The sequence below is a fragment of the Citrobacter sp. Cs237 genome (assembly GCF_030332325.1).
Lineage (GTDB): Bacteria > Pseudomonadota > Gammaproteobacteria > Enterobacterales > Enterobacteriaceae > Citrobacter_A > Citrobacter_A sedlakii.
On the sequence record NZ_JAOWIB010000089.1, the window covers coordinates 116,356 to 127,573 of the forward strand.

14 protein-coding genes are annotated in these 11,218 nt (G+C 53.6%); 13 read left to right on the forward strand and 1 reads right to left on the reverse strand.

The window, feature by feature from the left end:
- The first annotated feature begins 119 nt into the window (after positions 1–119).
- From kefG to slyD, 4 genes are all read left to right on the forward strand, one after another.
- Positions 120–671, forward strand: a complete 552-nt coding sequence (gene kefG / locus OGY07_RS03540) for a glutathione-regulated potassium-efflux system ancillary protein KefG (RefSeq protein WP_042286933.1) — start codon at positions 120–122, stop codon at positions 669–671.
- Positions 671–2,476, forward strand: a complete 1,806-nt coding sequence (gene kefB / locus OGY07_RS03545) for a glutathione-regulated potassium-efflux system protein KefB (RefSeq protein WP_042286262.1) — start codon at positions 671–673, stop codon at positions 2,474–2,476. The genes kefG and kefB overlap by 1 nt, the downstream gene beginning before the upstream one ends.
- 9 nt (positions 2,477–2,485) lie before the next feature.
- On the forward strand, positions 2,486–2,686 hold the full coding sequence (locus OGY07_RS03550; protein WP_042286259.1) for a YheV family putative zinc ribbon protein: 201 nt from the start codon (positions 2,486–2,488) through the stop codon (positions 2,684–2,686).
- Positions 2,687–2,780: 94 nt separating this feature from the next.
- Positions 2,781–3,383 (forward strand): peptidylprolyl isomerase, encoded by a 603-nt coding sequence (gene slyD / locus OGY07_RS03555; protein WP_042286257.1) that lies wholly within the window; start codon positions 2,781–2,783, stop codon positions 3,381–3,383.
- Between the two features lie 135 nt (positions 3,384–3,518).
- On the opposite strand, the gene OGY07_RS03560 is transcribed toward slyD, so the two are convergent.
- Positions 3,519–3,737, reverse strand: a complete 219-nt coding sequence (locus OGY07_RS03560; RefSeq protein ID WP_042286253.1) for a protein SlyX — start codon at positions 3,735–3,737, stop codon at positions 3,519–3,521.
- Positions 3,738–3,959: 222 nt separating this feature from the next.
- Between OGY07_RS03560 and fkpA the strand changes: the two genes are divergently transcribed.
- From fkpA to tuf, 9 genes are all read left to right on the forward strand, one after another.
- Positions 3,960–4,784, forward strand: coding sequence for an FKBP-type peptidyl-prolyl cis-trans isomerase (gene fkpA / locus OGY07_RS03565; protein ID WP_042286250.1), 825 nt, complete (start codon positions 3,960–3,962; stop codon positions 4,782–4,784).
- Positions 4,785–4,950: 166 nt separating this feature from the next.
- Positions 4,951–5,673 (forward strand): helix-turn-helix transcriptional regulator, encoded by a 723-nt coding sequence (locus OGY07_RS03570; protein WP_042286247.1) that lies wholly within the window; start codon positions 4,951–4,953, stop codon positions 5,671–5,673.
- The gene (gene tusD / locus OGY07_RS03575; RefSeq protein ID WP_042286241.1) at positions 5,673–6,059 is read left to right on the forward strand and encodes a sulfurtransferase complex subunit TusD; all 387 of its coding nucleotides are present in this window, start codon (positions 5,673–5,675) and stop codon (positions 6,057–6,059) included. The genes OGY07_RS03570 and tusD overlap by 1 nt, the downstream gene beginning before the upstream one ends.
- Positions 6,059–6,418: a sulfurtransferase complex subunit TusC gene (gene tusC, locus OGY07_RS03580; protein ID WP_042286238.1), complete on the forward strand. Its 360-nt coding sequence runs from the start codon at positions 6,059–6,061 to the stop codon at positions 6,416–6,418. The genes tusD and tusC overlap by 1 nt, the downstream gene beginning before the upstream one ends.
- A gap of 7 nt (positions 6,419–6,425) precedes the next feature.
- Complete coding sequence (gene tusB, locus OGY07_RS03585; RefSeq protein WP_286598692.1) at positions 6,426–6,713, forward strand: sulfurtransferase complex subunit TusB; 288 nt, start codon at positions 6,426–6,428, stop codon at positions 6,711–6,713.
- 125 nt (positions 6,714–6,838) lie between these two features.
- Positions 6,839–7,213: a 30S ribosomal protein S12 gene (gene rpsL / locus OGY07_RS03590; protein WP_000246815.1), complete on the forward strand. Its 375-nt coding sequence runs from the start codon at positions 6,839–6,841 to the stop codon at positions 7,211–7,213.
- A 96-nt stretch (positions 7,214–7,309) separates the two neighbouring features.
- A complete protein-coding gene (gene rpsG, locus OGY07_RS03595; RefSeq protein ID WP_002920113.1) occupies positions 7,310–7,780 on the forward strand; it encodes a 30S ribosomal protein S7 in 471 nt (156 codons plus the stop codon).
- A 96-nt stretch (positions 7,781–7,876) separates the two neighbouring features.
- Positions 7,877–9,991 (forward strand): elongation factor G, encoded by a 2,115-nt coding sequence (fusA, locus tag OGY07_RS03600; RefSeq protein WP_042286235.1) that lies wholly within the window; start codon positions 7,877–7,879, stop codon positions 9,989–9,991.
- Between the two features lie 70 nt (positions 9,992–10,061).
- A partial coding sequence (tuf, locus tag OGY07_RS03605; RefSeq protein WP_286598704.1) for an elongation factor Tu occupies positions 10,062–11,218 on the forward strand: 1,157 nt, incomplete at its 3' end.

Here is an 11,218-nt window from a genome sequence, read left to right on the forward strand (position 1 = left end):
ACTATGTTAATTTATCATTATGATAATGTAGTGTGCTGGCATTCTGCCGCACTGGGGCGCAATGGTAGCCCAAAACAACAACGCGACACAAAAACAGAAATAAAACCGGGAGGGGGATGATGTCTCAGCCAGCAAAGGTGTTGCTGCTGTATGCCCATCCGGAATCTCAGGACTCGGTGGCGAACCGGGTGCTGCTTAAGCCGGCTATGCAGCTCAGTAACGTAACGGTGCACGATCTCTACGCGCACTATCCTGATTTTTTTATTGATATTCCGCATGAGCAGGCTCTTTTGCGTGAGCATGATGTGATTGTGTTTCAGCATCCGCTGTATACCTATAGCTGCCCGGCGCTGTTGAAAGAGTGGCTGGACCGGGTGTTAAGCCGCGGCTTTGCCAGCGGTCCGGGGGGGAACCAGCTCGCGGGAAAGTACTGGCGCAGCGTGATTACCACTGGCGAACCGGAGAGCGCCTATCGCTATGACGCTCTGAACCGTTACCCGATGAGCGACGTCCTGCGGCCCTTTGAGCTGACGGCGGGTATGTGCCGGATGCACTGGATGAGTCCGATCATTATTTACTGGGCCAGGCGGCAGAGCGCGCAAGAGCTGGAAAGCCATGCGAAAGCATATGGCGACTGGCTTACCCAGCCTGTTCCCGTGGGAGGCCGCTGATGGAAGGTTCCGATTTATTGCTGGCGGGCGTGCTGTTCCTCTTCGCGGCGGTGGCGGCGGTGCCGCTGGCTTCACGGCTCGGCATCGGCGCGGTATTAGGGTATCTGCTTGCGGGTATCGCCATTGGCCCATGGGGTCTGGGATTCATTAGCGACGTTGACGAGATTCTGCATTTCTCTGAGCTTGGCGTCGTATTCCTGATGTTCATTATCGGGCTGGAGCTGAACCCGGCGAAACTCTGGCAGCTTCGGCGATCGATTTTTGGCGTCGGGGCGGCGCAGGTGTTGCTCAGCGCGGCGCTGCTCGCCGGGCTATTGATGTTGACGGATTTTTCGTGGCAAGCCGCGGTGGTTGGCGGTATCGGTCTGGCAATGTCCTCGACCGCGATGGCGCTACAACTGATGCGCGAGAAGGGGATGAATCGCAGCGAGTCGGGGCAACTTGGCTTCTCGGTGTTGTTGTTTCAGGACCTGGCGGTGATCCCGGCGCTGGCGCTGGTGCCGTTGCTCGCCGGTTCCGCCGACGAGCATTTCGACTGGATGAAGATTGGCATGAAAGTGCTCGCCTTCGCCGGGATGTTGATTGGCGGGCGCTACTTATTGCGCCCGGTGTTCCGCTTCATCGCCGCGTCCGGCGTACGCGAAGTATTTACCGCCGCGACGCTGCTGCTGGTGCTGGGTTCTGCCTTATTTATGGACGCGCTGGGGTTGTCGATGGCGCTGGGCACGTTTATTGCGGGCGTGCTGCTGGCGGAAAGCGAATATCGCCATGAGCTGGAAACGGCCATTGATCCGTTCAAGGGACTGTTGCTCGGCCTGTTTTTTATCTCGGTTGGCATGTCGCTCAACCTGGGCGTGCTGTACACCCATCTGCCGTGGGTTGTGGCAAGCGTGGTGGTGCTGGTGGCGGTAAAAACGTTGGTGCTCTATGGGTTGGCGCGGCTCTACGGTCTTCGCAGCTCGGAAAGAATGCAGTTTGCCGGCGTCCTGAGCCAGGGGGGAGAATTCGCCTTCGTGCTGTTTTCTACAGCCTCGTCGCAGCGGCTTTTTCAGGGCGATCAAATGGCGCTATTGCTGGTTACCGTCACGCTGTCGATGATGACCACGCCCATGCTAATGAAACTTATCGACAAATGGCTCTCGCGTCAGTTTAACGGCCCGGATGAAGAGGACGAAAAACCGTGGGTGGATGACGATAAGCCGCAAGTGATTGTGGTCGGGTTTGGCCGTTTCGGCCAGGTGATTGGGCGTTTGCTGATGGCGAATAAAATGCGTATTACCGTTCTGGAACGGGATATCAGCGCCGTAAACCTGATGCGAAAATATGGCTACAAGGTGTATTACGGCGATGCGACGCAGGTGGATCTTCTGCGCTCTGCGGGCGCGGAGGCGGCAGAATCCATCGTTATCACCTGCAACGATCCGGAAGATACGATGAAGCTGGTGGAGATCTGTCAGCAACACTTCCCGCATTTGCATATTCTTGCGCGAGCGCGCGGACGTGTGGAAGCACATGAGTTATTACAGGCAGGGGTGACGCAGTTTTCCCGTGAAACGTTTTCCAGCGCGCTGGAACTCGGGCGTAAAACGCTGGTGTCGCTGGGCATGCACCCTCACCAGGCGCAGCGGGCGCAGTTGCATTTCCGACGGCTGGATATGCGAATGCTGCGGGAGCTTATTCCGATGCATGCCGATACCCTACAAATTTCGCGCGCCAGAGAAGCCAGGCGCGAGCTGGAGGAGATTTTTCAGCGCGAGATGCAGCAGGAACGACGTCAGTTGGACGGCTGGGATGAATTTGAATAGAGGTTCAGTATGACAATCCGTAAACGTTTTATTGCCGGGGCGAAATGCCCGTCCTGCCAGGCGCAGGACACGTTGGCGATGTGGCGCGAGAATAATATCGATATTGTTGAGTGTGTTAAGTGCGGTCACCAAATGCGGGAAGCGGATAAAGATGCGCGCGATCATGTGCGCAAAGAGGAGCAAGTGATCGGGATCTTTCATCCGGACTAGCGATATGCCCCGAGTTTTTTTAAGCTAAAGGGTACACGGGTGCAGATTTCCGCTACAATCTGCGCCAGTAATTTTCCCACGCTCAGGAGATATCATGAAAGTAGCAAAAGACCTGGTGGTCAGCCTGGCCTATCAGGTACGTACAGAAGACGGTGTGTTGGTTGATGAGTCTCCGGTGAGTGCGCCGCTGGACTACCTGCACGGTCACGGTTCTCTGATCTCTGGTCTGGAAACCGCCCTGGAAGGTCACGAAGTTGGCGACAAATTCGATGTAGCTGTTGGCGCGAACGACGCCTACGGTCAGTATGACGAAAACCTGGTACAGCGCGTACCTAAAGACGTCTTCATGGGCGTTGACGAGCTGCAGGTGGGTATGCGCTTCCTGGCGGAAACCGACCAGGGTCCGGTTCCGGTAGAAATTACCGAAGTGGAAGACGACCACGTTGTGGTTGACGGTAACCACATGCTGGCGGGTCAGAACCTGAAATTCAACGTTGAAGTGGTAGCGATCCGCGAAGCGACGGAAGAAGAACTGGCTCATGGTCACGTTCACGGCGCACACGGTCACGACCACGATCATGACCACGGTCACGACGGCTGCTGCGGCGGTCACGGCCATGACCACGGTCACGAGCACGGTGGCGAAGGCTGCTGCGGTGGCGGCGGTAAAGGTCACGGCGGCTGCGGTTGCCACTAATCCCGTCGTCTTTCAAGCCACGCAGGGTCGGCTGGATCTTGCTGTGACGAGAAATTCATAGGGTATTTAGCGCGCTGTACATGAACGGAGCGCAAAAAAAAGCGGGTATAGAATATAACCCGCTTTTTTTACGTCTCAATAATGAGGCGGTGGCGTTTCTTCCGCCTGGGAGGCGATATTGGACGGCTGGCTGGCCTTCAGTTTCTCGGTCAGCAGACGCAGATGATCGCGCAATTTGGCCATTTCCATTTCGTGGGCGGTGACCGTCACGTTGAGCTCTTCAATGGTGATTTCCTGAAAAGCCAGGCGACTTTCCAGTTCGGCCAGACGAGTTTCCAGCGTGGTATCCTGCATGATTCACCTCATTGATTATCCCGGGTTGCGGCGGATTCTACTGAATTCTGTCGATGAGCGCAGCCCTGATTGCGCCGCGCTGAAACTAATTTAAACAAAAAGAGTCTGAAAAGAAGTGAGAATAAGGCATGTCCTTATGTTGATTTGTTCAACAACGCTTTATAGTACGCTTCTTAAATGAAGCTAACCTCGGGGTGAGATGCCCCGGCCCTGGAGATATGGATGAAATCATTGTTTAAAGCCACGCTGCTGGCAACCACGATGGCCGTTGCGCTGCATGCCCCGATGACCTTCGCTGCTGAAGCGGCAAAACCGGCTGCGGCTGCTGACAGCAAAGCGGCGTTTAAAAATGACGATCAGAAATCAGCGTATGCGCTGGGCGCTTCGCTGGGTCGTTATATGGAAAACTCCCTGAAAGAACAGGAAAAACTGGGCATTAAACTGGATAAAGAGCAACTGATCGCGGGCGTCCAGGACGCGTTTGCCGATAAGAGCAAGCTGACTGACCAGGAAATCGAACAAACGCTGCAGGCGTTTGAAGCCCGCGTGAAATCTTCCGCTCAGGCGAAGATGGAAAAAGACGCGACTGAAAACGAAGCCAAGGGCAAAGAGTATCGTAACAAGTTTGCGAAAGAGAAAGGCGTGAAAACGTCCTCTACCGGCTTGCTTTATAAAGTCGAGAAAGCGGGTACCGGCGAAGCGCCGAAAGACAGCGACACCGTCGTTGTTAACTACAAAGGCACGCTGATCGACGGTAAAGAGTTCGACAACTCCTACACCCGTGGCGAGCCGCTCTCCTTCCGTCTGGATGGCGTGATCCCAGGCTGGACCGAAGGCCTGAAAAACATCAAGAAAGGCGGTAAGATCAAGCTGGTCATTCCACCGGAGCTGGCATACGGCAAAACTGGCGTCCCGGGTATTCCGGCTAACTCCACGCTGGTATTCGACGTAGAGCTGCTGGATATCAAACCAGCGCCGAAGGCGGATGCGAAGCCAGAAGCCGCAGCAGAAGCTGACGCAAAAGCCGCAGATGCTGCTAAAAAATAAAAACTGAGAACCGCCGCCGAACAGAGCGGCGGTTTTTTTATTGCAGGCCGGATATAATTAGTTGTGGAAAGTGGAACCTCCACTGTATTAATTTAACCATCCACATAATTAATGAGCCTGCCCTGAAAACATAACGACAGGCTCCTGAAAAGGAGTGTTTTTTTTCATGTCCAGGTCGCTTTTAACCAACGAAACCAGTGAGCTTGATTTACTGGATCAACGTCCTTTCGATCAAACCGACTTTGATATTCTGAAATCCTACGAAGCGGTGGTGGACGGGTTAGCGATGCTCATTGGTTCCCACTGTGAAATCGTTTTGCACTCTTTGCAGGATTTGAAATGCTCCGCCATTCGCATCGCCAACGGCGAGCACACGGGGCGTAAAATCGGTTCGCCGATTACCGACCTTGCGTTACGTATGCTGCACGATATGACCGGTGCGGACAGCAGCGTGTCGAAGTGCTACTTTACCCGTGCGAAAAGCGGCGTCCTGATGAAGTCCGTGACCATTGCTATTCGCAATCGCGAGCATCGCGTGATTGGCCTGCTGTGCATCAACATGAACCTTGATGTACCGTTCTCGCAAATCATGAATACCTTTATTCCGCCTGAAACGCCGGAAGTCGGATCGTCCGTCAACTTCGCTTCTTCTGTTGAAGATCTGGTCACCCAGACGCTGGAATTTACTATCGAAGAGGTGAACGCCGATCGTAATGTGTCTAATAACGCCAAGAATCGCCAGATCGTTCTGAATCTATACGAGAAAGGCATTTTTGATATTAAAGATGCGATCAACCAGGTCGCCGATCGTCTCAATATCTCCAAGCACACCGTGTATCTCTATATTCGCCAGTTCAAAAGCGGCGACTTCCAGGGGCAAGACAAGTAATGCGTTTTGCCATCATGGTTACCGGTCCGGCATATGGTACCCAGCAGGCGAGCAGCGCGCTGCAGTTCGCTCAGGCGTTACTGGAAGAAGGCCACACGCTAAGCAGCGTCTTTTTTTATCGTGAAGGCGTATATAACGCCAACCAACTAACCTCGCCGGCGAGCGATGAATTTGACCTGGTTCGCGCCTGGCGGCAACTGCACACGCAGCATGGCGTTGCCCTAAATATCTGCGTGGCCGCGGCGCTGCGTCGCGGCGTGGTTGATGAAAGCGAAGCGGGCCGCCTTGGGCTGCTCTCCGCTAATCTTCAGCCGGGATTTACGCTAAGCGGCCTCGGCGCGCTGGCGGAAGCCTCGTTAACGTGCGATCGCATGGTACAGTTCTGATGAAACGCGTGGCTTTTGTTTTTTCCACCGCGCCGCATGGCAGCGCATCGGGCCGCGAGGGGTTAGACGCGTTGCTGGCGACCTCTGCTTTAACGGATGATCCCGGCGTCTTCTTCGTGGGTGACGGCGTGTTCCAGATCCTTGCCGGGCAAAAACCGGATGTCGTGCTGGCGCGCGACTATATCGCCACCTTTAAGCTGCTGGGATTGTACGATATCGAACAATGCTGGCTGTGCGCCGCCTCGCTGCGCGAGCGTGGGCTTGGCGATGACGCAGCGTTTGTGGTGGAAGCCACCGCGCTTGAGCCCGAAGCGCTGCGTCGGGAGCTGAGCCATTACGATGTGATCCTGAGATTCTGAGGCTCGTATGCTGCATACCTTACACCGCTCCCCGTGGCAGTCCGATTTCACATCCCTGCAGCGTTTACTCGCGGAAGGCGACGCGCTGTTATTACTCCAGGATGGCGTTATCGCTACAATAGAAGGCTCTCACTTCCTTGAAACGCTGCGCAACGCCCCCATAACGGTATACGCACTGAAAGAAGACATTGACGCCCGCGGCCTGGGTGGTCAAATTTCAGACAGCGTCGTCAGGGTTAGCTATACTGATTTCGTCAGACTTACGATCCAGCACACCAGCCAGTTGGCCTGGTGATTGTGTGATCGTTGTATATTTCTTGACACCTTTTCGACACCGCCCTAAAATTCGGCGTCCTCATATTGTATGAGGTCGTTTTATTACGTGTTTACGAAGCAAAAGCTAAAACCAGGAGCTATTTAATGGCAACAGTTAACCAGCTGGTACGCAAACCACGTGCTCGCAAAGTTGCAAAAAGCAACGTGCCTGCGCTGGAAGCATGCCCGCAAAAACGTGGCGTATGTACTCGTGTATATACTACCACTCCTAAAAAACCGAACTCCGCACTGCGTAAAGTATGCCGTGTTCGTCTGACTAACGGTTTCGAAGTGACTTCCTACATCGGTGGTGAAGGTCACAACCTGCAGGAGCACTCCGTGATCCTGATCCGTGGCGGTCGTGTTAAAGACCTCCCGGGTGTTCGTTACCACACCGTTCGTGGTGCGCTTGACTGCTCCGGCGTTAAAGACCGTAAGCAAGCTCGCTCCAAATACGGCGTGAAGCGTCCTAAGGCTTAATGGTTCTCCGTTAAGTAAGGCCAAACGTTTTAACTTAAATGTCAAACTAAACTCGTAGAGTTTTGGACAATCCTGAATTAACAACGGAGTATTTCCATGCCACGTCGTCGCGTCATTGGTCAGCGTAAAATTCTGCCGGATCCGAAGTTCGGATCAGAACTGCTGGCTAAATTTGTCAATATCCTGATGGTAGATGGTAAAAAATCTACTGCCGAAACAATCGTATACAGCGCGCTGGAGACCCTGGCTCAGCGCTCTGGTAAATCTGAACTGGAAGCTTTCGAAGTCGCTCTCGAAAACGTGCGCCCGACTGTCGAAGTTAAGTCTCGCCGCGTTGGCGGTTCTACTTATCAGGTACCAGTTGAAGTCCGTCCGGTTCGTCGTAATGCTCTGGCAATGCGTTGGATCGTTGAAGCTGCTCGTAAACGTGGTGATAAATCCATGGCTCTGCGCCTGGCGAACGAACTCACTGATGCTGCAGACAACAAAGGTACTGCAGTTAAGAAACGTGAAGACGTTCACCGTATGGCCGAAGCCAACAAGGCGTTCGCACACTACCGTTGGTAATCCCTTCGGAATTTTAGTCACCAGGCGGGCGCTTCCAGTAAGCAGCCCGCTTTGGGCTACTTAAATTGAACGCCTAAAAGATAAACGAGGAATCAAATGGCTCGTACAACACCCATCGCACGCTACCGTAACATCGGTATCAGTGCGCACATCGACGCCGGTAAAACCACTACTACCGAACGTATTCTGTTCTACACCGGTGTAAACCATAAAATCGGTGAAGTTCATGACGGCGCAGCTACCATGGACTGGATGGAGCAGGAGCAGGAACGTGGTATTACCATCACTTCCGCAGCGACTACTGCATTCTGGTCTGGTATGGCTAAGCAGTATGAACCGCATCGCGTAAACATCATCGACACCCCGGGGCACGTTGACTTCACCATCGAAGTAGAACGTTCCATGCGTGTTCTTGATGGTGCGGTAATGGTTTACTGCGCAGTTGGTGGTGTTCAGCCGCAGTCTGAAACCGTATGGCGTCAGGCAAACAAATATAAAGTTCCGCGCATTGCGTTCGTTAACAAAATGGACCGTATGGGCGCGAACTTCCTGAAAGTTGTTGGTCAGATCAAAACCCGTCTGGGCGCGAACCCTGTTCCGCTGCAGCTGGCAATTGGCGCTGAAGAAGCGTTCACCGGTGTTGTTGACCTGGTGAAAATGAAAGCCATCAACTGGAACGAAGCTGATGCAGGCGTGACCTTCACCTATGAAGACATCCCGGCTGACATGCAGGAACTGGCAGAAGAATGGCACCAGAACCTGATCGAGTCCGCAGCGGAAGCGTCTGAAGAGCTGATGGAAAAATACCTGGGTGGTGAAGAACTGACTGAAGAAGAGATCAAAAAAGCTCTGCGTCAGCGCGTTCTGAACAACGAAATCATCCTGGTTACCTGTGGTTCTGCCTTTAAGAACAAAGGTGTTCAGGCGATGCTGGATGCGGTAATTGATTACCTGCCATCCCCGGTTGACGTACCTGCGATCAACGGTATCCTGGACGACGGTAAAGATACGCCTGCTGAACGTCACGCTAGCGATGACGAGCCTTTCTCTGCACTGGCATTCAAAATCGCTACCGACCCGTTCGTGGGTAACCTGACCTTCTTCCGCGTTTACTCCGGTGTGGTTAACTCTGGTGATACCGTACTGAACTCCGTGAAATCCGCACGTGAGCGTTTCGGTCGTATCGTTCAGATGCACGCTAACAAACGTGAAGAGATCAAAGAAGTTCGCGCGGGCGACATCGCTGCGGCGATCGGTCTGAAAGACGTGACCACCGGTGACACCCTGTGCGATCCGGATCACCCGATCATCCTGGAGCGTATGGAATTCCCTGAGCCGGTAATCTCCATCGCCGTAGAACCGAAAACCAAAGCTGACCAGGAAAAAATGGGTCTGGCTCTGGGCCGTCTGGCTAAAGAAGACCCGTCATTCCGCGTATGGACTGACGAAGAATCTAACCAGACCATTATCGCCGGTATGGGTGAGCTGCACCTCGACATCATCGTTGACCGTATGAAGCGTGAATTCAACGTTGAAGCGAACGTCGGTAAACCTCAGGTTGCTTACCGTGAAGCGATTCGCGCGAAAGTTACCGATATCGAAGGTAAACACGCGAAGCAGTCTGGTGGTCGCGGTCAGTACGGTCATGTTGTTATCGACATGTACCCGCTGGAGCCGGGTTCCAACCCGAAAGGCTACGAGTTCATCAACGACATCAAAGGTGGTGTAATCCCTGGCGAATACATCCCTGCCGTTGATAAAGGTATCCAGGAGCAGCTGAAAGCAGGCCCGCTGGCTGGTTATCCGGTTGTTGACATCGGTATCCGTCTGCACTTCGGTTCTTACCATGACGTTGACTCCTCGGAACTGGCGTTTAAACTGGCTGCGTCTATTGCCTTTAAAGAAGGCTTTAAGAAAGCGAAACCAGTTCTGCTTGAGCCGATCATGAAGGTTGAGGTAGAAACGCCGGAAGAGAACACCGGTGACGTCATTGGTGACTTGAGCCGTCGTCGCGGTATGCTGCGCGGTCAGGAATCTGAAGTTACTGGCGTTAAGATCCACGCTGAAGTTCCGCTGTCTGAAATGTTCGGATATGCAACTCAGCTGCGTTCTCTGACCAAAGGTCGCGCATCGTACACTATGGAATTCCTGAAGTATGATGATGCACCGAGCAACGTTGCTCAGGCCGTAATCGAAGCCCGTGGTAAATAATCCACAGGATTAAAACCTAAGTCCCGTGCTCTCTCCATAAGGGGAGAGCGCTATAGTAAGGAATATAGCCGTGTCTAAAGAAAAATTTGAACGTACAAAACCGCACGTTAACGTCGGCACCATCGGCCACGTTGACCACGGTAAAACTACCCTGACTGCTGCAATCACTACCGTACTGGCTAAAACCTACGGCGGTGCTGCTCGCGCATTCGACCAGATCGATAACGCGCCGGAAGAAAAAGCGCGTGGTATCACCATCAACACCTCTCACGTTGAATACGATACCCCGACCCGTCACTACGCACACGTAGACTGCCCGGGCCACGCCGACTATGTTAAAAACATGATCACCGGTGCTGCGCAGATGGACGGCGCGATCCTGGTTGTTGCCGCGACTGACGGCCCGATGCCGCAGACCCGTGAGCACATCCTGCTGGGTCGTCAGGTAGGCGTTCCGTACATCATCGTGTTCCTGAACAAATGCGACATGGTTGATGACGAAGAGCTGCTGGAACTGGTAGAGATGGAAGTTCGTGAACTGCTGTCTCAGTACGATTTCCCGGGCGACGACACGCCGATCGTTCGTGGTTCAGCTCTGAAAGCGCTGGAAGGCGACGCAGAGTGGGAAGCGAAAATCATCGAACTGGCTGGCTTCCTGGATTCTTACATTCCGGAACCAGAGCGTGCGATTGACAAGCCGTTCCTGCTGCCGATCGAAGACGTATTCTCCATCTCCGGTCGTGGTACCGTTGTTACCGGTCGTGTAGAGCGCGGTATCATCAAAGTGGGCGAAGAAGTTGAAATCGTTGGTATTAAAGAGACTGCGAAGTCTACCTGTACTGGCGTTGAGATGTTCCGCAAACTGCTGGACGAAGGCCGTGCGGGTGAGAACGTAGGTGTTCTGCTGCGTGGTATCAAACGTGAAGAAATCGAACGTGGTCAGGTACTGGCGAAGCCGGGCACCATCAAGCCGCACACCAAGTTCGAATCTGAAGTGTATATTCTGTCCAAAGACGAAGGCGGCCGTCATACTCCGTTCTTCAAAGGCTACCGTCCGCAGTTCTACTTCCGTACAACTGACGTGACTGGCACCATCGAACTGCCGGAAGGCGTAGAGATGGTAATGCCGGGCGACAACATCAAAATGGTTGTTACCCTGATCCACCCGATCGCGATGGACGACGGTCTGCGTTTCGCAATCCGTGAAGGCGGCCGTACTGTAGGTGC

Coding starts and splice junctions, on each gene's coding strand:
- kefG (WP_042286933.1), top strand. CDS start 120: ATGTCTCAGCCAGCAAAGGTGTTGCTGCTGTATGCCCATCCGGAATCT.
- kefB (WP_042286262.1), top strand. CDS start 671: ATGGAAGGTTCCGATTTATTGCTGGCGGGCGTGCTGTTCCTCTTCGCG.
- OGY07_RS03550 (WP_042286259.1), top strand. CDS start 2,486: ATGACAATCCGTAAACGTTTTATTGCCGGGGCGAAATGCCCGTCCTGC.
- slyD (WP_042286257.1), top strand. CDS start 2,781: ATGAAAGTAGCAAAAGACCTGGTGGTCAGCCTGGCCTATCAGGTACGT.
- OGY07_RS03560 (WP_042286253.1), bottom strand. CDS start 3,737: ATGCAGGATACCACGCTGGAAACTCGTCTGGCCGAACTGGAAAGTCGC.
- fkpA (WP_042286250.1), top strand. CDS start 3,960: ATGAAATCATTGTTTAAAGCCACGCTGCTGGCAACCACGATGGCCGTT.
- OGY07_RS03570 (WP_042286247.1), top strand. CDS start 4,951: ATGTCCAGGTCGCTTTTAACCAACGAAACCAGTGAGCTTGATTTACTG.
- tusD (WP_042286241.1), top strand. CDS start 5,673: ATGCGTTTTGCCATCATGGTTACCGGTCCGGCATATGGTACCCAGCAG.
- tusC (WP_042286238.1), top strand. CDS start 6,059: ATGAAACGCGTGGCTTTTGTTTTTTCCACCGCGCCGCATGGCAGCGCA.
- tusB (WP_286598692.1), top strand. CDS start 6,426: ATGCTGCATACCTTACACCGCTCCCCGTGGCAGTCCGATTTCACATCC.
- rpsL (WP_000246815.1), top strand. CDS start 6,839: ATGGCAACAGTTAACCAGCTGGTACGCAAACCACGTGCTCGCAAAGTT.
- rpsG (WP_002920113.1), top strand. CDS start 7,310: ATGCCACGTCGTCGCGTCATTGGTCAGCGTAAAATTCTGCCGGATCCG.
- fusA (WP_042286235.1), top strand. CDS start 7,877: ATGGCTCGTACAACACCCATCGCACGCTACCGTAACATCGGTATCAGT.